Below are 25,414 nucleotides of genomic sequence, written 5' to 3'. Positions count from 1 at the left end.
CGGGGAAAAGTCATGGCGACACACGACAATAACTTCCGCAGTGAGACGTTTAATGCGCGTTTACTGCAAGAATTCTATGACAGCTACGACGAAGAGTTGGAGATGGAGCTGGATGATCTGCGCTTCAAGGATAACGGTGAACCCCAGCAAGAAGACGATAAAGCCTTCCGTCGCCGCTACTTCCGCGAGCTGTTGCATCTGCAAGGCGAACTGGTGAAGTTGCAGGATTGGGTGATGCGTACCGGACATCGTGTGGTCATTCTGTTTGAAGGCCGTGATGCCGCAGGTAAAGGCGGCGTGATCAAACGTATCACACAGCGTTTGAACCCACGCACCTGTCGCGTGGCTGCCCTGCCCGCGCCTAACGACCGTGAGAAAACCCAGTGGTATTTTCAGCGTTATATCGCGCATCTGCCAGCCGCCGGTGAGATCGTGATGTTTGACCGTAGCTGGTATAACCGCGCAGGTGTTGAACGCGTGATGGGTTTCTGTAATGAAGCCGAAGTAGAAGAGTTCTACCGCAGTGTGCCGGAATTCGAAAAAATGCTGACGCGCAGCGGCATTCAGATCATCAAGTACTGGTTCTCGATCACTGACGAAGAGCAGGAACTCCGCTTCCTCAGCCGTATTCACGATCCATTGAAACAGTGGAAACTCAGCCCGATGGATCTCGAAAGCCGTCGTCGTTGGGAAGACTATACCGAAGCGAAAGAAGAGATGCTGGAACGCACCCACATTCCTGAAGCGCCATGGTGGGTAGTGCAAGGCGTCGATAAAAAACGTGCGCGTCTGAACTGCATTAGCCATCTGTTGCAGCAAGTGCCGTACGAAGAGAGTGAATCGAAAACGATTATGTTACCGATGCGCGAACGTCATGAAGATTATCGCCGCGCACCAGTCCCGGAAAACATGGTAGTACCAGAAAAGTACTAATTCACCGTGGGCACGGTCGCCTGGCGGCCGTGCTGCTGTTGCAAGCGCAAAGTAATCAGGAATGCGCCTAAAACCATCAGTGCCGCAGCCAGATAAACCGACTGCATACCCCAATGACCAATCAGTAAACCCGCCACCGGTCCGGTTAGTCCCAGCCCTAAATCAAGAAAGGCCGAATAGGTGCCCAACGCCGATCCCTGATCCTGCTGCTGCACGCGTTTCACCGCTTCGACGCCCAGCGCCGGGAACACCAATGAGAATCCGCCACCGGTCAGGAAGGCGCCAATATCAACCAGCCAGCTGCTGTCTGCCTGCCAAATCAGCAGCAAACCTGCACACTCCAGCACAAACGACACCAGCGACACTTTAATGCCACCAAATCGCGTGATGTAACGGCCGCCCGCAAGGCGCACCAGCACAAACCCGAGGCTGAATAGCGTCAGGGCAAAGGCCGCGCCACTCCAGTCACGGCTGGCGAAATAGAGCGTAATGAAGGTGGAAATCACGCCAAAACCGATGGTGCCGAACCCCAGCGCCAGACCAAACAGCCAGACGCGGCTCACCACCCGGTGGAACGGAATGCGCACGCCGGCAGTGACCTTAACAGGCGCTTTGCGACTCGCCATCCAGAAACCCACCACACCCATTACCGCGACCAAGCCAGCAAAGCCGCTGATACCAAACCACTGATTGAGCAACACACCCAATGGCGCACCGATTGCCATGGCGAAATAGGTGGCAACGCCATTCCATGAAATCACACGTGCGGTTTGTAATGGCCCAACAATATTCATGCCCCAGAGCGTTGAGCCCGTGCTGCTAAAGCTTTCGCCCACGCCCAGGAACAGTCTGCCTGTGGCCAGCAGCGCCAGGCTCAGCATCGGCACATCACTAAACAGCGCCGCGATGATGGAGAGCACGCCGCTCATACCGCAGCACACTAATCCCATCATCACCACGCGCTTAGGGCCATAACGATCGGCCAGGCGCCCGGAATGAGGTCGGCTAAGCAGGGTCGCGAAGTATTGCAGGCTGATGATCAAGCCAGCAATAAACGAGCTGAAGCCCAGTTGGTTGTGCACAAATCCGGGGAGTACCGCCAATGGCAACCCCACCGAGAGATAGCAGAAAAAGGTGAAGATGATGACGGAAATGATGCGTTTATTTAACTGAGCATGGCTCAGTACAGCGGCGTCTGACATAAGTGATGGCATTACAGATGAATGTAGGCCACTACTATAGCGCGAATAGCGTTCATCTTGAACCTGACTTTAGCTGGAACTGTGTAATAGCGTAATTCCGTATGCAAACAACAATCTCAGGCACTAAATAATATCAAATGCCAGATACTTATTATTAATTAACTTTAATAAGCGAATTTAATTTAGTTTTTTTAAACCATAGACATGACAAATCTGAAAAATCCCCCTATTGGCAGGCACATTTAGCATTTATCAGAAAAAATTTATAGCAAAACCAGACAGTAAGCGGATTGGATTTCAATCATTAACGCGAGTGATATTTGAACATCCGCATTAAACATAGATTCTGTCGCCATCAAGCCTTAGGTTACAGATTATAAAACCAAATTCAGGTGGTTACTTTCAGTGAGTAACCTACCCCCTCAGCGCGCGAAACTTCTCATTGCTCGACATGTTTTTATTTCACTCTGTACCCTACCTGCCGGGAGAGATTATGAAGATAATCATCAGTGGAAGCGGATATCCTGAAAAAAGAAATATCATCACTAACCCTCACCACCAGTATATTGATTGCCGGAAAAAGAACATTTACTTTTATCTAAACGCCGTCAGATCCAGGCTGCTGCATAAAAATAAGCAATTCATCTTTTATCCGCTGCCTGGCTTACTGCCGCACAGTGCGGATGTCATTCATCTCTTTAACGAAGTTGCCCATACCAAGAGAAACTGGATCGCCACCTTTGAGACTGAAATCCCTCGCGTGTTGCCCGTCCCCGGCGTGGAAAAAACCGCTAATCCTGAATTGCACTCGCAACTGGCATTAATCGCCAGGGATGAATGTTTGTACCTGATTGCCATCTCACAAGCGACCTTCAACATCCAACTGAAGTTGCTGGAGGCTTTCCCTGCCATCAAGGCGGCAGCAGCCCATAAGCTGCGTATTCTCCATCCGCCTCAGCCGTTGCTGTGTGTAAAACCGCGTTTAATATCACCGGGAAAAATTCACTTCATCTTTATCGGGAATGATTTCTATCGTAAGGGGGGCGCTGAGGTGGTGCTGGCGATTTCTGAATTGACCGCCGAAGATGTTTTCACACGAAGCCGACTTCAGGTCACGATGATTGGAGATTTAGCCAAGCGACATAATATTGCCCTTGGGCCATTTCAGGACGACGAAGCGTTTTATGCTTACATTGAACATCTGATCAAAACGTCTCCACACATCCAACACTTTAACGCTTTACCTAACCCGCAAGTCTTAACCTTCATGCAGCGTTCACACGTCGGTTTTTTGCCAAGCTGGCACAATACTTATGGCTTCTCGGTACTGGAAATGCAGGCCAGCGGCTGCCCGGTGATCACCACCAATGTTCGCGCCTTACCCGAGATCAATCCAGCGGGTACCGGCTGGCTTATCCAACTGCCATTAAATGATCAGCATGAGTATGAGATTAACTCAGACGAGAGCAAAAAGGGTATTCGCCACCAGATCGTGCAGCAGTTGAAAGGTCATATCGTGGATATTCTGCGTAATCCGGGGCTCATTACCCAGTACTCCGCGCAATCACTGAAAAGAATTGCGGAACACCATGACCCAGTGAAATTCAGTGAGCAGATGGTCCGCTTTTACGCAGCCAGTAAGCAGACACACTATTCAGCAGCGTTTAAATAATGAAGGGGCGCTATGCGTGTGCGGTCAGTTGCTGCGCATGGCGTTCAATCGCTGTGGCGATCTCAGCGGAAACACGTAAGGTACGGATTTCACTGAACAGCCCATCGGCCTCGTTGTAGGCTTTACGCAGATAGCCCAGCCACTGTTTAATGCGGGCCACGTGGTACATGCCGGTATCACCCTGCTTCTCTAACTGGGTGTATTTCAGCAGCAGTTCAACCACCTCGGACCATGGCATGGGCGCTTCATTGTACTTCACCACACGGCCGAGGTTGGGGATGTTGAGCGCACCGCGCCCTAACATCACCGCATCACAGCCGGTGATGCGCAGACAATCCTGCGCGTCCTGCCAACTCCAGATCTCGCCGTTGGCGATCACCGGAATCGACAAGCGCTGGCGAATCTCACCGATCGCCTGCCAGTTGATGCTTTCAGCGCGGTAGCCTTCTTCTTTGGTACGACCGTGCACCACCAGTTCACTGGCCCCGGCTTGTTGTACCGCATCGGCAATCTCGAAGCGGCGCTCACCGGAATCCCAGCCCAGGCGCACTTTGACCGTCACCGGCAGATGGGCAGGCACCGCTTCACGCATGGCTTTGGCACCACGATAGATCAGCTCAGGATCTTTCAGCAGCGTCGCCCCGCCGCCGCTGCCGTTAACCAGCTTTGACGGGCAACCACAGTTGAGATCCACGCCCCAGGAACCGAGTTCCACCGCACGCGCAGCGTTTTCTGCCAGCCACTCGGGATATTGCCCAAGTAGCTGCATACGCACACGCGTGCCGGAAGGGGTGCGGCTGCTGTTGTGCAGCTCAGGACACAAACGCCAAAAGGATTTTACCGGCAACAGTTGATCGACCACGCGCAAAAACTCGCTGACGCACAGATCATAATCATTCACCCCGGAGAGCAACTCACGCACCAGTGAATCCAGCACGCCCTCCATCGGCGCCAGTAAGACCCTCATGGGTTAGATATTCCCGCTCTTCTTAGGGGCTGGACGACGGCGACCGCTGTTAGCCGCTGGCGTAGCCTGGCCCGCATTGCCACCCTGACGACGTGCTGGACGTGCTTCGCCTTGCGGACGTGGCGCGTGGCCGCTGTGAGGACGAGAAACGTTACCGCCCTGCCCGCGACCCTGGCCTTGACCACGGCCCTGACCGCGACCTTGCTGCTGACGTCCGTTTTGGATCGGCTCCGCTTTGATGCTTGGATCGACTTCAAAGCCAGGCAGCTCGATGCGCGGAATTTCACGCTTCAGCAAACGTTCGATGTCACGCAGCAGTTTGTGCTCATCAACACACACCAGTGACAACGCCGCACCAGTAGCTGCCGCACGACCGGTACGACCGATACGGTGTACATAGTCTTCAGCCACATTTGGCAGCTCGTAGTTCACCACGTGTGGCAGCTCTTCGATATCAAGGCCACGCGCGGCGATATCTGTCGCCACCAGCACACGAATACCACCAGATTTAAAGTCCGCTAACGCACGGGTACGTGCGCCCTGGCTTTTGTTACCGTGGATAGCCGCTGCGGTAATGCCATCTTTGTTCAGCTGTTCGGCCAGATGGTTAGCGCCATGCTTGGTACGGGTGAACACCAGCACTTGCTGCCAGTTATCACGACCAATCATCAGCGACAGCAGTTCCCGCTTACGCTTCTTATCAACGAAATGCACCTGCTGTGAAACTTGCTCAGAAGCGGTGTTGCGACGCGCCACTTCAACCTGTTCTGGGTTGGTCAGCAGTTTTTCCGCCAGGGTTTTGATTTCATCAGAGAAAGTCGCAGAGAACAGCAGGTTCTGACGTTTGGCTGGCAGACGCGCCAGTACACGGCGGATATCGTGGATGAAGCCCATATCGAGCATGCGGTCCGCTTCATCCAGTACCAGAATTTCAACCTGAGACAGATCGACGGCGTTTTGATGCGCCAGATCCAGCAGACGGCCCGGTGTCGCCACCAGCACATCGACGCCACCGCGCAGTTTCATCATCTGCGGGTTAATGCTCACGCCGCCGAAAACCACCAGCGAACGGATGTTGAGGTACTGACTGTATTCACGGACGTTTTCGCCCACCTGCGCCGCCAGTTCACGGGTTGGGGTGAGGATCAGTGCACGCACCGGGCGACGACCGCGCGCAGTGGAAGGATTGGCACTGAGGCGCTGCAGCAGTGGCAGCGTGAAGCCGGCGGTTTTACCCGTACCGGTCTGAGCACTCGCCAGCAGGTCACGGCCAGCCAGTACTACAGGAATAGCCTGACGCTGGATTGGCGTCGGTTCTTGGTAGCCTTGTTCCGCTACCGCACGCAAAATATCGGCACTTAAGCCGAGAGAGTCAAAAGACATGCAGGTGTATTACTCCGAACCGCCCTGATCGCCGTCAGCGATGTAGTTTTCAGGGGGGATATGACGCAAGCCTGAGGCTCACGTGTGAAAAGGGCACAAACTACCATGCGTAAGGGCGAGAGTTTAGCAGGTTTCGGCTGGGACTGCGACAGCCATTACCGCGAGGGTGTTTTTTGGGGCGCATAAATGCACCCCCTACGGTTTTACCGATGTACTCATTATGTGTGCCTTTCTTTATTGTCAGGTCGTCAGTGATGGCGACCCGATTACCCATAAAAAAAGGAACCATAAATGGCTCCTTCTTTCACAGCAGGCCGAATGGCCCCGCCAAACATTAACTGCGTTTTTTCTCCACGCGATGCGCGGGTTCTTTGGCCAGCAGTGACACCAGTGCCGGCCCCACCAACATCACCACGCCCAAACAACCGATCAGCAGGTTGTTATGGATGAAGCGGGAAATCAGGAACAGCGTCAGCATCGCTGCACCGAAGTAATAGGTTGTCGTCACTTCTTCCAGAGAATCGCCAAATCGGCGTAAACGGGCACTACGCTGCAGAGCCAGCATGGCGATAAACACCAACGCATAAGCGGCTACCAGGGTACTGCTCACTTCAACCAGCGCCTTATGCTTCCAGCCCCACACCAGCGCTGCAATCACCAACAGGTGCATGGCAATATGCAAGCAGGTTTGACCGGTAACAATCTGAACACGATTAGACCATTTCATTCATTTCTCCTGGCAGACCCAACAGGTCGCCCAAGTGTATCTGGCTGCGGCCAGACGGATTTCCTCAATGTAAAGCAAATTTCGGATTACGCCCTAATTTTATGCTCCACTCACCACCCATTTGTGACAAAGACTACACTTTATGCTGTTGATGATGAAAAGGAGCGCGTCGCAGTATGCCACAAATCACGCAAGGATTTTCATTTAAAGTCCTGACGATCAATACCCACAAAGGGTTCACCAGCTTTAATCGCCGCTTTATCCTGCCGGAATTGCGTGACGCCGTCCGCGAAACCTCCGCGGATATCGTCTTCCTGCAAGAGGTGATGGGCACCCACGCTATCCATTCGCTGCACATCGAAAACTGGCCAGAACACTCTCATTACGAGTATCTGGCTGACACCATGTGGCATGATTTTGCCTATGGTCGTAATGCGGTTTATCCCGAAGGACACCACGGGAACGCGATATTGTCACGTTTTCCGATTATTGAATATGAAAACCTCGATATTTCTGTGGCAGGAAGTGAAAAACGCGGCATGTTGCACTGCCAGATTCGCTTGCCTGACCGCCCGCAGCCGCTGCATGTCTTCTGCGTGCATCTGGGCTTGAAGGAACACCATCGCCAGGCGCAGATGAAAATGATGAGTGAACACATCGCCGCGCTGCCGCATGATGCGCCGCTGGTGGTGGCCGGTGATTTCAACGACTGGCAAGTTCGTGCCAATCGTTTTCTGCAACGCAGCGCCGGCCTTGAGGAAGTATTCAGCATGAAAAACGGCCGTCCGGCGCGCACCTTTCCGGCCCGTTTTCCCCTGTTGCGCCTTGATCGCATATACATCCGCAACGCCACGGTCAGCCATCCTTGGGCGCTGCCGGTCAAACCCTGGTCACATCTTTCCGATCACGCCCCGCTGGCAGTGGAGATCTTGCTATGAACTTTAGCTGGCGTGATGGCAACCAACTTCGGCTGCTGGAAAATGGCGATCAGTTTTTCCCGCGCGTTTCTGAAGCCATTAAAGGCGCGCAGCGTTCGCTGCTGCTGGAAACCTTTATTCTGTTCGAGGACTCAGTTGGCCAGTCTCTCCATAGCGATTTACTGGCGGCAGCCCGGCGTGGCGTCCATGTCGAAGTGATGGTGGATGGCTACGGTTCGCCTGATTTATCCGATCTATTCGTCAACAGCCTCACCGAAGCGGGTGTGCGCTTTCTCTATTACGATCCGCGCCCGCTGGTGCTGGGTATGCGCACCAATGTGTTCCGCCGCCTGCACCGGAAAATCGTAGTGGTGGATGACGCTTTGGCCTTCGTGGGGGGTATCAACTTCTCTGACGAACACAACACCGACTTCGGTCCGCAAGCCAAGCAGGACTATGCGGTGGAGGTCACCGGACCGGTGGTGTTGGATATTGCGCGTTACGTGCAGCAAGCCATGGGCAGTGAACAGGTGACGCGGCGCTGGTGGGGAGGCCGTTCGCAACGACTGGCGGTGAATGCCATGCCGGGTGAAGCTCAGGTGCTGTTTGTCTATCGCGATAATGATCAGCATCGCGATGACATCGAGCAGCACTATCTCGACATGCTGCGTAAGGCGAAGCACGACGTGATTATCGCCAACGCCTACTTTTTCCCTGGCTATCGGCTGCTGCGCGAGATGCGCAGTGCCGCACAGCGTGGCGTGCGCGTCAGGCTGATCGTCCAGGGTGAACCCGATATGCCGATTGTCAAAGTCGGTGCTGAGATGCTCTATAACTATCTGGTGGATGCCGGTGTAGAGGTTTATGAGTATTGCCGCCGCCCGCTGCACGGCAAAATCGCAGTGCAGGATCAATACTGGTCCACGGTGGGCTCCAGCAATCTTGATCCGCTCAGTCTGTCACTCAACCTCGAAGCCAATCTGATGGTGCACGATCGCGCTTTCAATCAGACGCTGCGCGAAAATCTGGAAGCACTATTACAGCAGGATTGCGAGCGCGTACAGGATGACAAGCTGCCGCCGCGTACTTGGTGGCATCTGACCAAAAGCGTGATTGTGTTTCACTTCCTACGCCATTTCCCGGCCATCGCGGGTTGGTTGCCGGCGCATACCCCACTGCTGAGCCAGGTGGAACCGCCGGTTCAGCCGGAAATGGAAACCCAGGATCGGGTCGAAACCGACAATCAAGGAGCGAAACCCTGATGAGCAAAAAACATTCGCGCTGGCAATGGGCCAAAAAAATCCTCACCTGGCTGTTTTTTATCGCCGTGATTGTGCTGCTGGTGATTTACGCGCGCAAAGTGAACTGGCAAGACGTCTATCAGGTGATTGTGGGTTATAACCGTTACGTGGTATTCGGTGCCGCCGCGCTGGTGGTGGTCAGCTATCTAACCTATGGCGTCTATGATTTGATTGGTCGCGCCTACTGCGGGCACAAACTGGCCAAACGTCAGGTGATGCTGGTGTCGTTTATCTGTTACGCCTTTAACCTGACGCTGAGCACCTGGGTGGGTGGCGTGGCGATGCGCTATCGGCTTTATTCGCGCCTGGGACTGCCCGGCGGCACTATCACCCGCATCTTTTCCATGAGCATTGCGACTAACTGGCTGGGCTATATCTTACTGGCTGGGGTGGTGTTTGTGGCGGGGATGGTGCCGATTCCGCCGCGCTGGTTTATCGGCGAAAACACACTGCGCATTATTGGTGCAGCGCTGTTAGTGCTGGTCGCTATCTATTTATGGGCCTGTACCTTTGCGAAAAAGCGTCAGTGGACGGTGAAAGGTCAGCATCTGCAACTGCCTTCACTGCGCATGGCGTTGTTGCAGTTTGCGGTCTCCAGCGCCAACTGGCTGGTGATGGGGGCGATCATCTGGCTACTGTTGGCACGCCAGGTGGATTATCCGCAGGTGCTGGGCGTGTTGCTGATCAGCAGTATCGCTGGGGTGATCATCCATATTCCCGCCGGGATCGGCGTGCTGGAAGCGGTGTTTCTTGCGCTGCTGGCAGGGGAACAGGTTTCGCACGGTACGATTATCGCCGCGCTACTGGCTTATCGCGTGCTGTACTTTATTTTGCCGTTGTTGCTGGCGTTGGTGCTGTATTTGCTGCTGGAGAGCCGTGCGAAGCAATTGCGGCAGAAGAATGAGCGCAAAATGGCGAAACCGGAGGCACGGTAATTTATATCGGTCGCCATAAATGGCGACCCTACAGGATTTTTGGGTGCACATTTAAAGAGCAATTACCTGTAGGGTGCGCATTTATGCGCACCGTTACAGATGCAGAGAGATTACCGACGGTTACCAAAAATGCGCAGCAGCATCAGGAACAGGTTGATGAAGTCGAGATACAGCGTCAGCGCACCCATAATCGAGTAGCGGCGCAGGTTCTCTTTATCGTTGACGTTAATGCTCTCGCCAATCGATTTCAGCTTCTGCGTGTCATAGGCGGTCAGACCGACAAACACCACCACCCCGATATAGGTAATGGCCCACATCAGCGCCGGGCTTTTCAGCCAGAAGTTCACCAGTGACGCCAACACAATCCCGATCAGCGCCATAAACAGCAAGCTGCCGAAACGGCTCAGGTCATGCTTGGTGGTGTAACCGTAGAAGCTCATCGCCCCAAACATCCCTGCCGTCACGAAGAAGGTGCTGGCAATGGATGAATAGGTATAGACGAGGAAGATACTCGCTAGCGTCAATCCGGTCAGCGCGGAATAGAGCATAAACAGCCCGGTCGCGAGCGTACTGCTCAGGCGATGCACCATGCCTGACAGCACAAACACCACTGCCAACTGCACAATAATCAGCCCAAAGAAGGTGATGCGGTTGGCAAACACCAGCTCCATCACAGCGGGCGTACGCGCGGCAAACCAGGAGACAAAGGCCGTCAGCAGTAAGCCGCAGGTCATCCAGCCATAGACCTGCGCCATATAGGTTTGCAGCCCGGTTGATGCCTGCTGCACGATTGAATCATTACGTGGATATCGGTCCATGATGCACCTCATTAAGTTAGACAAACGCTCTAAGTGTGGAGTCTACACCGCATTGCGTCAACGGCGCGTCAAGCACTGTTGATATCGGCCATCGACGCGCTGCGCAAACCACGCGGTGGTCAGGTTGCGGGTGATTTTCGGGCTCTCCAGTTTTATGCCCGGCAGCATCTCACGCGGCAGACGTTTGCCCGCCATTTTGTCGGCCAGAATAAACGTCTGCTTCCACAAAGTGCTGCCGCTGAAACTTTCAGTGTCGCCCTTCTCGAGATCGCGGCGGATTTCGCGGTTGCTCATATCCAGCTGTTTACTCAGCGTGCGCACCGCTAATTCGGTCGAACCGGCTTGCTCGCTGCCATACATAATCAAATCGCCATCCAGCGCCAGCTTTATCCCACTGGCGCGCGCCACGGCGGCCTGGAAGGCGGCATTGCGGCTGGCGTACCATCCGGCATTGAAATCGGCAAAGCGATACAGTGGCTGGCTGTAATCTGCCGGATAACCCAGCAAATGTAAGGTGCCGAAGTAGATACCGCCACGGCGGGTAAAGACTTCACGACGAATGGAGCCGTCAATCGGATACGGATAGCCCTTGGCGTGCGCTTCGGCAAATTCAATGCTGACCTGCATCGGCCCACCGGTATGAATCGGATTCAAGTTGCCAAACAACTTCTGTCCCATCGGCACCATATCGATGAAATCATCAAAAATGGCACTCAGCTCTTTCTCACTGCGCACTTTGTCCAGGCGTGCCGCGTAGCTTTCGCCGGTGGGGGATTTGATCAGTAAGGCAGTGCGCACTAAAAAGGCGGGAACATGCACTTTCGCGGCACGGCGATCGATTTCACCCCAGGCGATTTTCGGCAATCCCGGCACGGGCGCATCGGCATTAAAATTGGATTCCTGATCGGCGACGGCGATCACCGCACAGACATTGCTGACGCTGGGATCGATCTGCTGCACACGAAAAGCAGTGTAGATGTCATCCGCCCAGCCGCTTTTTTGCTTCACGTCACTGGGCAGTAACTGTTGGATTTGGCTTTTGACGTCGGCAGGCTGACGTGCCGGTGCCTGCGGCTCTTTTTTCGTACTACATCCCGCCAACACCAGCGCGGTGAGCAGCGCTGCGCCTTTCAGCATTTTAGTGGTGTTCATCCTGTTCCCTGATAGCCAACAAAAACCGTACCTTAACGTTTTCAGTGGGCTGCGGCTATCGGCGCAGGCGGAATTTACGCCCTACTTCCAGCGTTCGGCGGCTTGATGGTCACTGTCGCGCGCATCAACCCAGCGTTCGCCCTGTTGCGTGGCTTCACGCTTCCAGAACGGTGCGCGGGTTTTCAGGTAATCCATGATGAATTCTGTGGCCGCGAAGGCGCTACTGCGATGCGCGCTGCTGACGCCAACAAACACGATTTCATCACCGGGAAACAGTTCACCCACGCGGTGAATCACCGCCACCTGCTGCAATGCCCAGCGTTGGCGTGCCTCTTCGACAATCTCCGCCAGCGCTTTTTCTGTCATGCCGGGATAGTGTTCCAGCGTTAATGCCGCCACGCTGTCGCCAAGATTGTGATTTCGCACTTTGCCAGTGAAGGTCACCACGGCACCGTCACTGTCATGGGCGGCGAGTTGTGCATACTCCTGACCGACATCAAAAGGTTCGACGCCAACGCGAATGCGGGTTTCCATGCTCATCCTCCGGTCACCGGCGGGAAGAAGGCCACTTCATCTCCGGCGCGCAGCGGATGGCTCATCGGCACCAGGGTTTGATTCACCGCCGCCAGCAACTTGCCGGACTCCAGCGCCAGCGCCCAGCGGTCGCTTTTTCCAGCCAGCGCCGCACGCAGCGAAGCCACATCCTGATATTCCGGTGCCAGTTCTAACGTACTGGTTCCGGTCAGCTCGCGCACCTGCGCAAAAAACAGCACTTTAATCATGCGCCACCGCCTGAAAATCGCCGGATTTGCCGCCGCTTTTACTCAGCAAGCGCAGTTGGTCGATGACGATATCTTTCTGCACGGCCTTGCACATATCGTAAATGGTCAAGGCGGCAACCGAGGCGGCCGTCAGCGCCTCCATCTCGACGCCGGTTTTCCCGGTCAGACGGCAGCGCGAGGTCACTCGCACGCGACTGTGTTCGGGTTCCGCCACCAGGGTCACTTCCACCTTGCTCAACATCAGCGGATGGCAGAGTGGAATCAGCTCCCAGGTGCGTTTCGCCGCCTGAATCCCGGCGATGCGCGCCGTAGCGAACACGTCGCCCTTGTGGTGGCTGCCGTCGATGATCATTTGCAGCGTTTCGGCGCGCATCAGCACCAGCGCTTCGGCCTGGGCTTCACGAACCGTTTCGGTTTTGCCAGAGACATCCACCATATGGGCTTCGCCTGCGGCATTGATATGCGTTAATGACATGCTTACAACTTCTTCAAATGAGAGACAAAATTACAGGGACGCGTGCGCGCATCCAGCTGCTCTTCAATGATGCGTTCCCACGCGCTGCGACACGCGTTGGTGGAACCCGGTACGGCGAAAATCAATGTCTGGTTCGCGAGGCCAGCCACCGCGCGCGATTGCAGCGTCGAGCTGCCAATGTCTTCGTAGGAGAACATACGGAACAGCTCGCCAAATCCATCGATTTCACGATCAAACAGCGGCAGCAATGCTTCTGGTGTGCTGTTTTTGCTGTTGAATCCGGTGCCGCCGTTGACGATCACCACCTGCACATCTTCACTGGCAATCCAGCGCGATACCGTTGCGCGAATGCGATAACGATTATCCGGCACGATGGCGCGATCCACCACCTGGTGTCCGGCTTCCGTCAGCGCCTCGCGCAGGTAATCACCCGAAGTGTCGTTGCTGGCATCACGGCTATCTGAGACGGTCATCACCGCCACATTCAAGGCGACAAATTCGCCGGTCGGTTTACCCATGGCTGTAACTCCTGTGTTTAGCCACCAATGAAGGAGAGATTTTGCGTGATGCCCGTGTTGCCCTGATGCAGGAAGTGCGTCTGCTTTTTCTGCCCGAGGCTATGCGCGATACGCGCCTGCAGTTCATCTTGTTGGGCATCGGAGGCCAGCAGATCGCGTAGCGGCACGCCGCTATCGCCAAACAAGCATAAATGCAGGTTGCCGATGGCTGAGACGCGCAAGCGGTTACAACTGGCACAGAAATCTTTTTCGTAGGGCATGATCAGGCCGACTTCACCCTGATAATCAGGATGGCGAAACACCTGTGCCGGGCCATCACTGCGCCCGCGCGTCTGGCGTTGCCAACCTTGCATGATGAGTTGATCGCGGATCACTTCGCCGGAGATATGGTGACGGCGGAACAGATCGCCGCCCTCGCCGGTTTCCATCAGCTCGATAAAGCGCAGTTGGATTGGGCGCGTGCGGATCCAGTCCAGGAAAGTCTCCAGGCTGTGGCTGTTCAAATCGCGCATCAGCACGCTGTTGACTTTGACCTTCTCGAAACCCGCAACAAAGGCAGCATCAATGCCGGCCATCACTTCAGCGAACTTGTCCTGACCGGTAATCGCGTGGAACTGGCGCGCATCAAGGCTATCGACGCTGACATTGATGTGGGTGAGTCCCGCATCACGCCACGCCTGCACATCCCGCGCGAGGCGATAACCGTTAGTGGTCACAGCAATCTGACGGATCGCCTGATTTTCCCGCACCGCCGCGATGATGTCGGTGAAGTCGCGACGCATAGAGGGTTCGCCACCAGTCAGGCGCACTTTTTCGGTGCCCGCAGCCGCAAAGGCACGCGTCACGCGACGGATCTCGTCCAGCGAGAGAAAGCTTTTGTTGTGCGTACCGTTCGGCTTGTAACCATCGGGTAAGCAGTAGGTACAACGGAAGTTACACACGTCCGTGACCGATAGGCGCAGATAGTAAAAGCTGCGCGCATAGGCATCTGTAAATTGTGGCACCTGAACACCTTTCCAAATACGGGAGATGCAGTCATTTCTTTCTGCACCCTGGCAGCTTACGCTACGGCCAGGCAGCCCTATCTTTCGACTTAGGCATGCAAGGCTTGGGAGTCTGCTGTCGTTATCGACAACACGGTTAATAGGGATGGTAGCGCGATTTGCCTCTCGCATCCATGAGTGAATTTCGCTATATATATTGATACATAACGATTTTTCACCGCATTTTCGCAGCAGGATACGTTAAAATGCGCGGTAGATATTGATACACATCATTTCAACTGCGCCTTACCAGGCAGTTGTTAGCTTTTAAGGAATAGCATGAATCGTACCCTGGCAGATTTAGATCGCGTAGTGGCGCTTGGCGGCGGACATGGCCTTGGCCGTGTGATGTCCGCACTGGCACCGCTTGGTTCGCGCCTGACCGGTATCGTGACGACCACCGATAATGGCGGCTCCACCGGGCGCATTCGTCGTTCGGAAGGCGGCATTGCCTGGGGTGATATGCGTAATTGCATCAATCAACTGATCACCGAGCCGAGTGTGGCATCGGCGATGTTCGAGTATCGCTTCGCAGGTAACGGCGAGTTGGCGGGCCATAATCTTGGCAATCTGATACTCAAAGCACTCGATCACCTCAGCGTACGTCCGCTGGAAGCCATCAACATCATTCGTAATCTGCTCAAGGTCGATGCCTTTTTGATTCCGATGTCGGAGCAGCCGGTTGATCTGGTAGCCCAGGATTGCGAAGGCAACATGGTGTACGGTGAGACCGCCATCGATGAGATGAAGCAACCGCCGCAAGAGCTGATGCTGCACCCGAACGTGATCCCCACCAAAGAGGCGCTGGATGCGATTGCTGAAGCCGATTTGATTTTGATTGGCCCCGGCAGCTTTTACACCAGCCTGATGCCGATTCTGCTAATGGAAGAGATGACGCGCGCATTACGCCGTACCCCTGCCACCATGGTGTTTATTGGCAATCTTGGCCGTGAATTAAGCCCTGCAGCTGCCAGCCTGACCGTGGCCGATAAGCTGGCCATTATGGAAAAGGCGATTGGGAAGCGCGTGATTGATGCGGTAGTGGTGAGCCCGGCAGCCGACATACGTGGTGTAGAGGATCGTCTGATTGTGCGCGAACCGCTGGAGGCCGCTGACATCAAGTACCGTCATGACCGCCAGTTACTGCGCATTGCGCTGGAGCAGGCGATTCAGGCGTTTTAAGTGCGCATGAATCGCCAGTTGGTGCGCATTGCGCTGAAGCAGACGATTCAGGCGATTTCGGTGCGCATGAATGCGCACACTACGGCGTTTCGCGTAGAGTCGCCATTAATGGCGACCGCAACGATTCTTGCCAATATCAGGACGCCGCGATAAACAATTCGCGTAACTGGTGTAACTGGTCGCGCACGCTGGCAGCCTCTTCGAACTCCAGATTCTGCGCATGCTGCTGCATCTGCACTTCCAGCTCGTGAATTTTCTTCTGCATCGCCTGCGGTGTCAGTGCCAGATAGTTCGCCTCTTCTTCTGCCGCCACGCGTGAAGCCGTCTTACCTTTGCCACGCGTTTTCACCACGTTTTTGCCCAACTCAAGAATATCGGTGATTTTCTTGTTGAGACCTTGCGGCACAATGCCATGCTCTTCGTTGTAGCGCTGCTGCTTCTCGCGACGGCGTTCGGTTTCCCCCATCGCACGCTCCATCGATGGTGTAATCTTATCAGCGTAGAGAATCGCCTTACCGTTAATGTTACGCGCCGCACGACCGATGGTCTGAATCAGTGAGCGCTCAGAACGCAGGAAGCCCTCTTTATCCGCATCGAGAATCGCCACCAGCGACACCTCCGGCATATCCAGCCCCTCACGCAGTAAGTTGATACCGACCAGCACATCAAACTCACCCAGGCGCAAATCACGTATGATCTCCATACGCTCTACGGTGTCGATATCGGAGTGCAGATAGCGCACCTTCTCTCCGTGTTCCACCAGGTATTCCGTAAGGTCTTCCGCCATACGTTTGGTCAGGGTGGTCACCAGCACACGCTCGTTAATCGCCACGCGCTGACGGATCTCTGACAGCAAATCATCCACCTGGGTCGCGACAGGACGCACTTCCAGAATCGGATCCAGCAGCCCGGTAGGACGGACCACCTGATCGATCACATCGTTGCCTGATTTCTCCAGCTCATATTTGCCCGGTGTAGCCGAGACATAGATGGTTTGCGGCGCCAGGGCTTCAAACTCTTCAAAGCGCATCGGGCGGTTATCCAGCGCTGACGGCAGACGGAAACCGTACTCCACCAGCGTCTCTTTACGTGCACGGTCACCACGATACATACCGCCAATCTGCGGGATGGTGACGTGCGATTCGTCGACCACCAGCAAACCATCGGCCGGAAGATAATCAAACAGGGTCGGAGGCGGCTCGCCAGGGCCACGACCCGAGAGATAGCGCGAGTAGTTCTCAATACCCGAGCAGTACCCTAGCTCGTTCATCATCTCCAGATCGAACTGGGTGCGCTGGCTAATACGCTGCTCTTCCAGCAGCTTATTGTTTTCCAGCAGCACTTTACGCCGCACCACCAGCTCGTCTTTGATCTCTTCCATCGCTTGCAGGATACGCTCGCGCGGCGTGACGTAGTGCGTTTTAGGGTAGATGGTAAAGCGCGGGATCACCGAGTCCACTTGGCCCGTGAGCGGATCGAACAACGATAAGCGCTCAACTTCTTCATCAAACAGTTCCACACGCAAACCAATGTCGTCGGATTCCGCCGGGAAGATGTCGATGACTTCCCCACGCACCCGGAACGTACCACGCTGGAAGACCTGATCGTTACGGGTATATTGCAGCTCCGCCAGACGACGCAAAATGCTGCGCTGATCGATGATCATTCCGCGCGTTAAGTGCAGCATCATCTTCAGGTATAGATCGGGATCGCCCAAACCATAGATGGCCGATACCGAGGCCACCACGATCACGTCACGGCGCTCCAGCATGGCTTTGGTCGCGGAAAGACGCATCTGCTCAATGTGTTCATTGACCGCCGCATCCTTCTCAATGAAGGTGTCGGAACTCGGCACATAAGCTTCAGGTTGGTAGTAGTCGTAATAAGAGACAAAAAACTCCACCGCGTTATCCGGGAAGAACTCTTTCATCTCACCGTACAACTGGGCAGCCAGTGTCTTATTAGGCGCCATCACCATCGTGGGGCGATTGAGATCGGCGATGACATTGGCAATGGTAAAGGTTTTACCCGACCCCGTAACGCCCAGCAGCGTTTGATGCGCGAGCCCATCTTCCAGCCCCTCCTCCAGACGACGAATCGCCTCAGGCTGATCACCTGAAGGTTTGAAAGCAGAGTTCAGTTTAAAGGCTTTACTCATGGTTTTGCGGTTCCTGCGGAAGAAGTCGGCGGGCAGGCTGGTAATTCTACTCTGCTATGGCGAATTTGCCAGAAAAAAATACTGGATATATTTACAGATATCTTGCACGATAACGGGGAAACGGGTTGTTTCGCTTCAGTGCAATTAAAGCGGCAGAAAGCAAAATGTTGTTGCGCAAGGTTATCCCCAGAGCCGTAACGCTTTTAACATTTGTCAAGAGAGCGTCATTAAATTGCAGTCCGATGACAAGGCAGAAAAATCTCAGGCTTGCTTTTAAATAACCTGCTGATTTTATTCACAATGACCTTAAAGTCCAGTTTCGCAGCATAATGTATGCAGGCCGCGTATTTCCTCGCTTGCGCCCGGTTTTCAGTCGCTAATGCACAAGGTTATCCACAGGAATGGTGGATAACTGAATCCAGCCCTGAACCCATCGGCTGTGTATAATTTTCCCCAGGCTTGTCCAGGCGTGCGAAATATTTTTTTTTGCGATTATTTTCCCCCCACCTCAGACCGCTTTAACTATTCTTTTTGCAGCTTAAGCAAGCCTTCTTGTCGTAAAAACCGTGCGTTAAGACCATTCATTTCTTCAGTCATTGCCTTATGAACGAACAGATGCACCAGAAACGTTAAGCATTCAGCACTCTCAAAGTGCAGCCAGGTTATTACTGAGTGGAATTATTAAGCATCTCTCATCTTTTAAGGGCTGTTTTACCTCGATTCTGATGAAGATGCCCCCGTCGCACTAATCTGGCCTGGGAATTGCAGGTATATCACTATGGAGTGACGAGTCCATAGGGTCTGCTGCGCAGACCTGTAACAGCAGTGTCCACTATCAATCGTGCACGACTGTATGCCAGACGACACAGAGCGGGAGCATTCAGGCAAATAATCTGGAAGGAGTATGTCAGATGCTGAGTTTACGTTCGGTGAATCAGTTTTACGGTCACAACCATATTCTGTGGGATGTCGATCTCGATCTGCCCCCTGGCACCTGTACGGGTGTGCTGGGCAGTCCCGGAATGGGTAAAACCACGCTAGTGAACTGCATCATGGGTCGCTTACCAATCAATAGCGGCTCAATGACCTGGCAGGAAGATGGCTCGCCGCCTGAAGATCTTCTGCTGCAACCTGCCGAGCAGCGCGCACGCATGGGTATTGGCTATGTGCCGCAGGGGCGCCATATTTTCTCGCAGATGAGTGTGGAAGATAACCTGATGATTGCGTTGATGGCCGCGCAGGATGACCGCAGCCGAGCCATTCCGGAAATGGTGTTTGATCTGTTTCCTGCACTCTATTCATTACGCCATCAGCGCAGCGGTGAATTACCGATGGACCAGCAGCAGCACCTTGCGCTGGCACGTGCGCTGGTGTTGCAGCCGAAGCTGCTGATTCTGGATGAGCCGACTGAAGGTATGTCACCCTGGCTGGAAGAGGAAATGGGCAACCTGATCCGCCGCCTTAATCGCGAATATGGTTTAACGGTGTTATTGCTGGAACAGCACGTGTCGTTTATCCGCCGGGTAGCAGATTATTTCCTGCTGCTGCATCGGGGCCGTAATGTGGCACAAGGCCGCGTGGCACAGCTGGACGATATCACTGTCAGCAAGTGGTTAACGTCGACATAGCGGTCGCCGATTAGTGTGGTCGCCATTAATGGCGCCCCTACAGGCGAATGATAAATTGTTGTAGGGTGCGCATTTATGCGCACCTGGAAAGGATATCTTTACAGTGGCAGGGTCAAATACTGCCCGCACTCGGCCTGCTGCGTTTCGCTGTCCAGATATGGAATCTCACCCAGCAACGGCGCATCAATACGCTGACGCAGTGTGGCGATGTACTCCGCATGACGTTTACCGGGCGGCTGAATATCGTTGGCAATCCATCCCGCCAGACGCAGCCCACGCGCCTTAACCGCTTCTGCTGTTAACATCGCATGGTTAATACAGCCCAGTTTCACTCCCACCACCAGGATGACCGGCAGTTGCTCCGCCTCAACCCAATCAGCATAGGTTTGCGTCGCCGATAAGGGGGTAAACCAACCGCCAGCACCCTCCACCAGCACCCATTCAGCCTGCTGCTCCAGCGCACGCAGCCCTGCGGACAACGCAGCAAACTCAATCGGCCTGCCCTCTTCCGCACTGACAATGTGCGGTGAGGTCGGTTCCACAAATGCCATCGGGTTCACCTGCTCGTAGCTGAGTGCCAGGCTGCTGTAGCGCTGGAGCGCCAGGGCATCGCTGTTGCGGATCCCTGCTGGCGTGATGTCACATCCCGATGCCACCGGCTTGTAGCCTGCGGTACGTAAACCTGCAGCGCTCGCCGCCTGCAACAGTGCGCCACTGGCCACCGTTTTGCCGACTTCGGTGTCCGTTCCGGTAATAAACCAGCGTGTCATTTACTTAAAACTCCATACATCAAGTGATAACTGAGGCGATAGCCGCGCTCATCTTGCGGCCAGACCTGCTCAAGCTGTGCCAGTTGCTTACGCGTGAGCACACCTGTGCCGCGCCCCTCATGCAGATGGGTGGCACCAATGCCTTTCAACGAGCGCATCGCACTCAGCGCAGTGGGGAAGTGCAGCGTGATCATCTGCTGCTGACCGTGCAGCGGCAAACCTGCGCAGGCTGAGGTCAATTGCGCTTCGCTGAGAAAGCGATTGGCGTGGATACGGCCATCAAGTTGTGCCCACGCCTGATGCACTTCATGCAGCGAGCCATCAAGCAGGGTCGAAAATAGCACCGCGCCGCCGGGACGTGTGACGCGCAGGAACTGCTGTAGTGCAAGGCGCAGATCGCTGCTCCACTGCACCGCCAGATTGCTCCACACGCCATCAACGCTGTTATCCGGCAGCGGCAATTCATCAATATCCCCTTGCACGTAATGCTGTGCAGAGTGCTGGGTACGAGCAGCATCCAGCATGCTGGCAGAGAGATCGAGCGCGGTGAGTGTGCGCCCACGATCGCGCCAGTAGCGGCTGTACCAGCCGGTGCCACACCCCGCGTCCAGCAGGTGCGGGCCAAAACCCGCCGGTGCCAGCGCCAATAGGGCATCACCACTCTGCCGCTGCAACTCGGCATGTTGTTCATAATGCTGCGCCGCGCGACCAAAGGCCTGCGCCACCGCCTGCTTGTTAACCTGCAGCGTCATATAGCGCCTCCAGCAGACGGTCGATGTCTGCGGTGTGGTGTGCGGCCGTGAGGGTGATGCGTAACCGTGCCGTGCCCGGCGGCACCGTTGGCGGTCGAATCGCGCTCACCCAGCATCCGGCAGCCGCCAGACGCTGTGACAGTGCCAGCGCCGCACTGTTTTCGCCCACAATCAGTGGCTGAATCGCACTGTTTGACGGCATCAACTGCCATGGAAGACCGGCGGCACCCGCACGGAAACGAGCGATATGGCTGTTTAGCCGTTCACGCAACGCATCGCCCTGTTGGATTTGCTGCAACGCGGCCAGCAGCGCACAACATTGTGCCGGTGGCATCGCGGTGGAGTAGATCAAATGGCGCGAAAACTGCTCGACGTAATCCGCCGTGGCTTCATCGCACAACAGTGCCGCCCCGCTGACGCCAAAGCCTTTGCCAAAGGTGACAATCAACAGTTCGGGTTTCACGCCCTGCTGCCAGCAACTTCCTCGGCCCTGCTCGCCGCACACGCCAATGCCGTGTGCATCATCCACCAGCAACCAGCCGTTGCCACGCTGCGTCTCCTGCGCGATAGCGGCCAGCGGTGCGCTGTCGCCATCCATGCTAAAAATGCCTTCGGTCACCACCAGCGTGCCGCCGTCCGACGGCGTTGCCAGCAGTTTAGCCAGGCTCTCGGGCTGATTATGGGCAAAGCGTCTCAGGGTAGCTGGGCTGTGACTGGCCGCATCCAGCAGCGATGCGTGTGCCAGCTTATCGGCGAGAATACGATCCTGCTTTTCTGCCAGCAGATGGATCACCGCCTGATTGGCGGCAAAGCCGGAGATAAACAGCAAGGCGCGTTTGTAACCCAACCAGTCCGCCAACTGCTCTTCCAGCTGCGCATGGTATTGGCTATAGCCCGTGACGTGGCCGGAAGCGCCCGCGCCAGCACCCGCTTGCGCCGCACCCTGCTGCCAGGCCGCAATCACCGCTGGATGCTGGCTCAGGCCGAGATAATCGTTGCTGGAGAAGTGGCAGTAACGCTGCCCCTCCAGCGTGATTTCACGGACGCTGTTGTGTTCAACACGCCGCCGCACGCGCCAGCCATCGGCTTCACGTCGTGCGGTCAACGCCTGTTCGATGCGTTCTGACCAGCTCATTACACTGCCGCGTTGTAGAACTGTTCGGTATCTGCGTGCACCAACTGTTCACTCAGCTGATATTGCTGCTCATTGTCACCTGCAGTGGTGGCGGTGTGTTCTGGATTGAGGCCGAGTTTGCGGAACAGGATCAGATCTTTATCTTCTTCCGGGTTCGGCGTGGTTAGCAATTTGCAACCGTAGAAGATGGAGTTAGCACCGGCCATAAAGCACATCGCCTGAGTTTGCTCGCTCATCTGCTCACGACCAGCGGAAAGACGGACGTGAGACGATGGCATCATGATACGTGCCACCGCGATGGTGCGGATAAAATCAAAAGGTTCAACGTCATCGTTATCCGCCAGCGGCGTGCCTTTGACCTTGACCAGCATGTTGATTGGCACACTCTCTGGCGGCGTCGGTAGATTCGCCAATTGAACCAGCAAGCCCGCGCGGTCTTTCACCGTTTCGCCCAGGCCGACAATACCGCCCGAGCACACTTTAATGCCTGCGCCGCGTACTTTATCCAGCGTATCCAGACGCTCCTGATAGCTGCGCGTGGTGATGATGCTGCCGTAAAACTCTGGCGAGGTGTCGAGGTTGTGGTTGTAGAAATCGAGACCCGCACTGGCCAGGCGCTCAGCCTGGGTGTTGTCCAGCGTGCCCAGCGTCATGCAGGTTTCCATGCCCATGGCTTTCACGCCTTGCACCATCTGCTCCAGGTACGGCATGTCGCGCTCGTGAGGGTTTTTCCATGCAGCGCCCATACAGAAACGGCTTGATCCCGCCGCTTTGGCTTTACGCGCCGATTCCAGCACCGCTTCCACTTCCATCAGACGCTCGGACTCCAGCCCGGTTTTATAGCGCGCACTCTGCGGGCAGTATTTACAGTCTTCCGGACAGGCACCGGTTTTGATCGACAGCAGTGTACTGACCTGCACCTGGCGCGGATCAAAATGCTGACGGTGAACTTGCTGCGCTTCGAACATCAGCTCAAGGAAAGGTTTATCGAACAGTGCCTGAGCTTGTGTCAGTGTCCAGCGGTTTGCCATTGCTTACTCCAGAAAAAAGGGGTTCATCCCGACGATTAACGTGGTTATACTCGTAAACTAAATCTTTTCAAAATGGTTTACAAGACAGATGTTCACTCAGGACGACCTTAACTTTGACCGCCAGCATATCTGGCATCCGTACACCTCGATGCGCGATCCGCTGCCCTGTTATCCGGTAGTCGCCGCGCACGGTTGTCAGCTACAGCTGGCTGATGGACGCGAACTGGTCGACGGGATGTCGTCGTGGTGGGCAGCGATTCATGGCTATAACCATCCTCGCCTCAATCAGGCTTTACAGCAGCAAATGGCGCAGATGTCGCATGTGATGTTTGGCGGCATTACCCATCCAGCCGCCGTGGAACTGAGCCGCCAGCTGATCGCCATGACACCTGAAGCACTGGAGTGCGTGTTCCTCGCCGATTCCGGGTCGATCGCCGTCGAAGTCTCGATGAAAATGGCGTTGCAGTATTGGCTGGGACGCGGTGAAACACGGCAAAAATTCCTCACGCTGAAGCGTGGCTATCACGGTGACACCTTTGCCGCCATGTCGGTGTGCGATCCGGAAAACTCCATGCACAGCTTGTGGCGGGGTTATCTGCCGGAACACCTGTTCGCCGCTGCACCGCAGTGCGGCTTCGATGCGGAGTGGGACGCGTCTGACTTTGCCGATTTCGCTCAGTTAGCGGAGAGGCATCATCGCGAGATTGCGGCGGTGATCCTTGAACCCATCGTGCAGGGTGCAGGCGGGATGCGCTTCTACCATCCGCACTATTTGCAGCAGGTGCGCGAGCTGTGCGATCGCTACGGCATCCTGCTGATTGCCGACGAGATCGCCACCGGATTTGGTCGCAGCGGTAAACTGTTTGCCTGCGAGCATGCCGGGATCGCACCCGATATTCTCTGCCTGGGTAAAGCGTTGACCGGCGGCACCATGACGCTTTCCGCCACGCTCACTACCCGCGAAGTGGCCGACACCATCAGCCGCAGTGCCGCAGGCTGCTTTATGCATGGCCCCACCTTTATGGGCAATCCACTAGCCTGTGCGGTGGCGGTAGAGAGCCTGACGATGATCAATGAGGGGCACTGGCCTGCGCAAGTGGCGGCAATTGAACAACAGTTGCAGCGTGACCTGCTGCCACTCAGCCAGCATCACGCCGTGGCCGATGCCCGCGTGCTGGGGGCGATTGGCGTGATTGAAACCCATTCAGCGGTGAATATGGCGGCACTGCAGCAGTTCTTTGTTGAACGTGGCGTGTGGATCCGGCCGTTTGGCAAGTTGATCTACCTGATGCCACCTTATCTGATTTCTGCCGCGGAACTCTCACAACTAACCCAGGCAGTGCGTGCGGCGCTGGATGTTGAGGCGCATTTCCAAGGGTGAGGAGACTGGAAGTGCAGCAGATTTTCCACCATGATGGACGGCACTGCACAAATGGAAAAAAAGGAGAGGTCATGCGCGTATTTAGCCAGGATTTTAATGATGGCGATAAGATGCCAGAGCGACACGTTTTCAACGGGATGGGATACACAGGGGATAATCTGTCACCTCATCTGGCTTGGGAAGATGCCCCTGAGGGGACGAAAAGTTTTGTGGTGACCTGTTACGATCCTGATGCACCAACGGGTTCAGGTTGGTGGCACTGGGTGGTCGCGAACCTGCCTGCTGACGTGACGGAACTGCCGCAAGGTGCCGGTTCAGGCGTCGCCGGATTGCCAGCAAGCGCGATTCAGACGCGCACCGATTTTGGTCAAACCGGTTACGGCGGCGCAGCGCCTCCGCAGGGTGAATCGCATCGCTATGTCTTTACCGTACACGCGATGGATACCGATAAAATTGACGTAGATGCCGGCGCGAGTGGCGCCATGGTGGGCTTTAATGTGCACTTCCATGCACTGGCAAGCGCATCCATCACGGTGAAATACGCTTAATTTA

General features: G+C 55.3%; 26 protein-coding genes and 1 riboswitch. Of the genes, 10 read left to right on the top strand and 16 right to left on the bottom strand.

The features are described from left to right. Positions 1–12 precede the first annotated feature (12 nt). Positions 13–933 carry a polyphosphate kinase 2 gene (gene ppk2, locus QMZ30_RS08815; RefSeq protein WP_283227059.1) on the top strand — a complete coding sequence of 307 codons (921 nt, stop codon included), beginning with the start codon at positions 13–15 and terminating at the stop codon, positions 931–933. Here ppk2 and QMZ30_RS08810 read toward each other — a convergent pair. Next, positions 930–2,135, bottom strand: a complete 1,206-nt coding sequence (locus QMZ30_RS08810; RefSeq protein ID WP_283227058.1) for an MFS transporter — start codon at positions 2,133–2,135, stop codon at positions 930–932. The two genes, ppk2 and QMZ30_RS08810, sit on opposite strands and share 4 nt — an antisense overlap. Positions 2,136–2,628: 493 nt before the next feature. On the opposite strand from QMZ30_RS08810, the gene QMZ30_RS08805 reads away from it, so the two are divergent. Further along, positions 2,629–3,807, top strand: coding sequence for a glycosyltransferase family 4 protein (locus QMZ30_RS08805; protein ID WP_283227057.1), 1,179 nt, complete (start codon positions 2,629–2,631; stop codon positions 3,805–3,807). A 10-nt stretch (positions 3,808–3,817) separates the two neighbouring features. Here the strand turns inward: QMZ30_RS08805 and dusC are convergent, their stop codons facing one another. The 3 genes from dusC to QMZ30_RS08790 form a co-directional block, all read right to left on the bottom strand. Then, on the bottom strand, positions 3,818–4,774 hold the full coding sequence (dusC, locus tag QMZ30_RS08800) for a tRNA dihydrouridine(16) synthase DusC (RefSeq protein WP_283227056.1): 957 nt from the start codon (positions 4,772–4,774) through the stop codon (positions 3,818–3,820). Between the two features lie 3 nt (positions 4,775–4,777). Next, the gene (gene rhlE / locus QMZ30_RS08795) at positions 4,778–6,157 is read right to left on the bottom strand and encodes an ATP-dependent RNA helicase RhlE (RefSeq protein ID WP_283227055.1); all 1,380 of its coding nucleotides are present in this window, start codon (positions 6,155–6,157) and stop codon (positions 4,778–4,780) included. A 334-nt stretch (positions 6,158–6,491) separates the two neighbouring features. Further along, positions 6,492–6,884, bottom strand: a complete 393-nt coding sequence (locus tag QMZ30_RS08790) for a YbhQ family protein (RefSeq protein ID WP_039336588.1) — start codon at positions 6,882–6,884, stop codon at positions 6,492–6,494. A 176-nt stretch (positions 6,885–7,060) separates the two neighbouring features. Between QMZ30_RS08790 and QMZ30_RS08785 the strand changes: the two genes are divergently transcribed. The 3 genes from QMZ30_RS08785 to QMZ30_RS08775 are packed head-to-tail and all read left to right on the top strand — an operon-like array spanning position 7,061 to position 10,037. Further along, positions 7,061–7,822 (top strand): endonuclease/exonuclease/phosphatase family protein, encoded by a 762-nt coding sequence (locus tag QMZ30_RS08785; RefSeq protein ID WP_283227054.1) that lies wholly within the window; start codon positions 7,061–7,063, stop codon positions 7,820–7,822. Beyond that, the gene (gene clsB, locus QMZ30_RS08780; protein ID WP_283227053.1) at positions 7,819–9,063 is read left to right on the top strand and encodes a cardiolipin synthase ClsB; all 1,245 of its coding nucleotides are present in this window, start codon (positions 7,819–7,821) and stop codon (positions 9,061–9,063) included. Before QMZ30_RS08785 ends, clsB begins: the two co-directional genes overlap by 4 nt. Then, positions 9,063–10,037 (top strand): lysylphosphatidylglycerol synthase domain-containing protein, encoded by a 975-nt coding sequence (locus tag QMZ30_RS08775; RefSeq protein ID WP_283227052.1) that lies wholly within the window; start codon positions 9,063–9,065, stop codon positions 10,035–10,037. Before clsB ends, QMZ30_RS08775 begins: the two co-directional genes overlap by 1 nt. A 110-nt stretch (positions 10,038–10,147) precedes the next feature. Here the strand turns inward: QMZ30_RS08775 and QMZ30_RS08770 are convergent, their stop codons facing one another. The 7 genes from QMZ30_RS08770 to moaA form a co-directional block, all read right to left on the bottom strand. After that, complete coding sequence (locus tag QMZ30_RS08770; protein ID WP_283227051.1) at positions 10,148–10,855, bottom strand: Bax inhibitor-1/YccA family protein; 708 nt, start codon at positions 10,853–10,855, stop codon at positions 10,148–10,150. Between the two features lie 57 nt (positions 10,856–10,912). Continuing rightward, positions 10,913–12,007, bottom strand: coding sequence for a DUF1615 domain-containing protein (locus QMZ30_RS08765; protein WP_283227050.1), 1,095 nt, complete (start codon positions 12,005–12,007; stop codon positions 10,913–10,915). Positions 12,008–12,088: 81 nt separating this feature from the next. Beyond that, positions 12,089–12,541, bottom strand: a complete 453-nt coding sequence (moaE, locus tag QMZ30_RS08760) for a molybdopterin synthase catalytic subunit MoaE (RefSeq protein WP_283227049.1) — start codon at positions 12,539–12,541, stop codon at positions 12,089–12,091. A 2-nt stretch (positions 12,542–12,543) separates the two neighbouring features. Continuing rightward, a complete protein-coding gene (gene moaD / locus QMZ30_RS08755) occupies positions 12,544–12,789 on the bottom strand; it encodes a molybdopterin synthase sulfur carrier subunit (RefSeq protein WP_039336599.1) in 246 nt (81 codons plus the stop codon). Beyond that, positions 12,782–13,264 carry a cyclic pyranopterin monophosphate synthase MoaC gene (gene moaC, locus QMZ30_RS08750; RefSeq protein WP_039336601.1) on the bottom strand — a complete coding sequence of 161 codons (483 nt, stop codon included), beginning with the start codon at positions 13,262–13,264 and terminating at the stop codon, positions 12,782–12,784. The genes moaD and moaC overlap by 8 nt, the downstream gene beginning before the upstream one ends. A 2-nt stretch (positions 13,265–13,266) precedes the next feature. Continuing rightward, positions 13,267–13,782 (bottom strand): molybdenum cofactor biosynthesis protein B, encoded by a 516-nt coding sequence (gene moaB / locus QMZ30_RS08745; RefSeq protein WP_039336603.1) that lies wholly within the window; start codon positions 13,780–13,782, stop codon positions 13,267–13,269. 17 nt (positions 13,783–13,799) lie between these two features. Then, a complete protein-coding gene (gene moaA, locus QMZ30_RS08740) occupies positions 13,800–14,786 on the bottom strand; it encodes a GTP 3',8-cyclase MoaA (protein WP_283227048.1) in 987 nt (328 codons plus the stop codon). Beyond that, positions 14,776–14,909, bottom strand: a riboswitch (molybdenum cofactor riboswitch). (Overlaps the previous gene by 11 nt.) Before the next feature lie 195 nt (positions 14,910–15,104). Here moaA and QMZ30_RS08735 point away from each other — a divergent pair. Together QMZ30_RS08735 and QMZ30_RS08730 are read left to right on the top strand one after the other, a co-directional pair. Next, on the top strand, positions 15,105–16,007 hold the full coding sequence (locus QMZ30_RS08735) for a gluconeogenesis factor YvcK family protein (RefSeq protein WP_039336608.1): 903 nt from the start codon (positions 15,105–15,107) through the stop codon (positions 16,005–16,007). Beyond that, positions 16,008–16,160 carry a hypothetical protein gene (locus QMZ30_RS08730; protein WP_283227047.1) on the top strand — a complete coding sequence of 51 codons (153 nt, stop codon included), beginning with the start codon at positions 16,008–16,010 and terminating at the stop codon, positions 16,158–16,160. It abuts the gene before it with no gap. On the opposite strand, the gene uvrB is transcribed toward QMZ30_RS08730, so the two are convergent. Beyond that, entirely contained in the window at positions 16,144–18,165 is a 2,022-nt protein-coding gene (gene uvrB / locus QMZ30_RS08725) for an excinuclease ABC subunit UvrB (protein WP_283227046.1), read from the bottom strand. The genes QMZ30_RS08730 and uvrB overlap by 17 nt on opposite strands. A 911-nt stretch (positions 18,166–19,076) precedes the next feature. Between uvrB and QMZ30_RS08720 the strand changes: the two genes are divergently transcribed. After that, entirely contained in the window at positions 19,077–19,793 is a 717-nt protein-coding gene (locus tag QMZ30_RS08720) for an ABC transporter ATP-binding protein (protein WP_283227045.1), read from the top strand. Between the two features lie 98 nt (positions 19,794–19,891). Here QMZ30_RS08720 and bioD read toward each other — a convergent pair whose 3' ends face one another. From bioD to bioB, 4 genes are read right to left on the bottom strand one after another with little or no spacing between them, the layout of a single operon-like run. Beyond that, positions 19,892–20,563: a dethiobiotin synthase gene (bioD, locus tag QMZ30_RS08715; protein ID WP_283227044.1), complete on the bottom strand. Its 672-nt coding sequence runs from the start codon at positions 20,561–20,563 to the stop codon at positions 19,892–19,894. Beyond that, on the bottom strand, positions 20,560–21,315 hold the full coding sequence (gene bioC / locus QMZ30_RS08710) for a malonyl-ACP O-methyltransferase BioC (protein ID WP_283227043.1): 756 nt from the start codon (positions 21,313–21,315) through the stop codon (positions 20,560–20,562). Before bioC ends, bioD begins: the two co-directional genes overlap by 4 nt. Continuing rightward, a complete protein-coding gene (bioF, locus tag QMZ30_RS08705) occupies positions 21,299–22,450 on the bottom strand; it encodes an 8-amino-7-oxononanoate synthase (RefSeq protein WP_283227042.1) in 1,152 nt (383 codons plus the stop codon). The genes bioC and bioF overlap by 17 nt, the downstream gene beginning before the upstream one ends. Further along, on the bottom strand, positions 22,450–23,481 hold the full coding sequence (bioB, locus tag QMZ30_RS08700; RefSeq protein WP_034821141.1) for a biotin synthase BioB: 1,032 nt from the start codon (positions 23,479–23,481) through the stop codon (positions 22,450–22,452). The genes bioF and bioB overlap by 1 nt, the downstream gene beginning before the upstream one ends. Before the next feature lie 88 nt (positions 23,482–23,569). On the opposite strand from bioB, the gene bioA reads away from it, so the two are divergent. Together bioA and QMZ30_RS08690 are read left to right on the top strand one after the other, a co-directional pair. Next, a complete protein-coding gene (gene bioA, locus QMZ30_RS08695) occupies positions 23,570–24,862 on the top strand; it encodes an adenosylmethionine--8-amino-7-oxononanoate transaminase (protein WP_283227041.1) in 1,293 nt (430 codons plus the stop codon). Between the two features lie 71 nt (positions 24,863–24,933). Continuing rightward, positions 24,934–25,410 (top strand): kinase inhibitor, encoded by a 477-nt coding sequence (locus QMZ30_RS08690; protein ID WP_283227040.1) that lies wholly within the window; start codon positions 24,934–24,936, stop codon positions 25,408–25,410. Positions 25,411–25,414: the final 4 nt, after the last annotated feature.

Source organism: Pantoea sp. EA-12, from assembly GCF_030053355.1.
GTDB classification, from domain to species: domain Bacteria; phylum Pseudomonadota; class Gammaproteobacteria; order Enterobacterales; family Enterobacteriaceae; genus Pantoea; species Pantoea vagans_C.
This window is presented reverse-complemented; position numbering and strand designations above follow the sequence as displayed.

Excerpts from the sequence above, each read along its gene's own strand:
- ppk2 (WP_283227059.1), top strand. The coding sequence starts at position 13 with ATGGCGACACACGACAATAACTTCCGCAGTGAGACGTTTAATGCGCGT.
- QMZ30_RS08810 (WP_283227058.1), bottom strand. The coding sequence starts at position 2,135 with ATGTCAGACGCCGCTGTACTGAGCCATGCTCAGTTAAATAAACGCATC.
- QMZ30_RS08805 (WP_283227057.1), top strand. The coding sequence starts at position 2,629 with ATGAAGATAATCATCAGTGGAAGCGGATATCCTGAAAAAAGAAATATC.
- dusC (WP_283227056.1), bottom strand. The coding sequence starts at position 4,774 with ATGAGGGTCTTACTGGCGCCGATGGAGGGCGTGCTGGATTCACTGGTG.
- rhlE (WP_283227055.1), bottom strand. The coding sequence starts at position 6,157 with ATGTCTTTTGACTCTCTCGGCTTAAGTGCCGATATTTTGCGTGCGGTA.
- QMZ30_RS08790 (WP_039336588.1), bottom strand. The coding sequence starts at position 6,884 with ATGAAATGGTCTAATCGTGTTCAGATTGTTACCGGTCAAACCTGCTTG.
- QMZ30_RS08785 (WP_283227054.1), top strand. The coding sequence starts at position 7,061 with ATGCCACAAATCACGCAAGGATTTTCATTTAAAGTCCTGACGATCAAT.
- clsB (WP_283227053.1), top strand. The coding sequence starts at position 7,819 with ATGAACTTTAGCTGGCGTGATGGCAACCAACTTCGGCTGCTGGAAAAT.
- QMZ30_RS08775 (WP_283227052.1), top strand. The coding sequence starts at position 9,063 with ATGAGCAAAAAACATTCGCGCTGGCAATGGGCCAAAAAAATCCTCACC.
- QMZ30_RS08770 (WP_283227051.1), bottom strand. The coding sequence starts at position 10,855 with ATGGACCGATATCCACGTAATGATTCAATCGTGCAGCAGGCATCAACC.
- QMZ30_RS08765 (WP_283227050.1), bottom strand. The coding sequence starts at position 12,007 with ATGAACACCACTAAAATGCTGAAAGGCGCAGCGCTGCTCACCGCGCTG.
- moaE (WP_283227049.1), bottom strand. The coding sequence starts at position 12,541 with ATGGAAACCCGCATTCGCGTTGGCGTCGAACCTTTTGATGTCGGTCAG.
- moaD (WP_039336599.1), bottom strand. The coding sequence starts at position 12,789 with ATGATTAAAGTGCTGTTTTTTGCGCAGGTGCGCGAGCTGACCGGAACC.
- moaC (WP_039336601.1), bottom strand. The coding sequence starts at position 13,264 with ATGTCATTAACGCATATCAATGCCGCAGGCGAAGCCCATATGGTGGAT.
- moaB (WP_039336603.1), bottom strand. The coding sequence starts at position 13,782 with ATGGGTAAACCGACCGGCGAATTTGTCGCCTTGAATGTGGCGGTGATG.
- QMZ30_RS08735 (WP_039336608.1), top strand. The coding sequence starts at position 15,105 with ATGAATCGTACCCTGGCAGATTTAGATCGCGTAGTGGCGCTTGGCGGC.
- uvrB (WP_283227046.1), bottom strand. The coding sequence starts at position 18,165 with ATGAGTAAAGCCTTTAAACTGAACTCTGCTTTCAAACCTTCAGGTGAT.
- QMZ30_RS08720 (WP_283227045.1), top strand. The coding sequence starts at position 19,077 with ATGCTGAGTTTACGTTCGGTGAATCAGTTTTACGGTCACAACCATATT.
- bioD (WP_283227044.1), bottom strand. The coding sequence starts at position 20,563 with ATGACACGCTGGTTTATTACCGGAACGGACACCGAAGTCGGCAAAACG.
- bioC (WP_283227043.1), bottom strand. The coding sequence starts at position 21,315 with ATGACGCTGCAGGTTAACAAGCAGGCGGTGGCGCAGGCCTTTGGTCGC.
- bioF (WP_283227042.1), bottom strand. The coding sequence starts at position 22,450 with ATGAGCTGGTCAGAACGCATCGAACAGGCGTTGACCGCACGACGTGAA.
- bioB (WP_034821141.1), bottom strand. The coding sequence starts at position 23,481 with ATGGCAAACCGCTGGACACTGACACAAGCTCAGGCACTGTTCGATAAA.
- bioA (WP_283227041.1), top strand. The coding sequence starts at position 23,570 with ATGTTCACTCAGGACGACCTTAACTTTGACCGCCAGCATATCTGGCAT.
- QMZ30_RS08690 (WP_283227040.1), top strand. The coding sequence starts at position 24,934 with ATGCGCGTATTTAGCCAGGATTTTAATGATGGCGATAAGATGCCAGAG.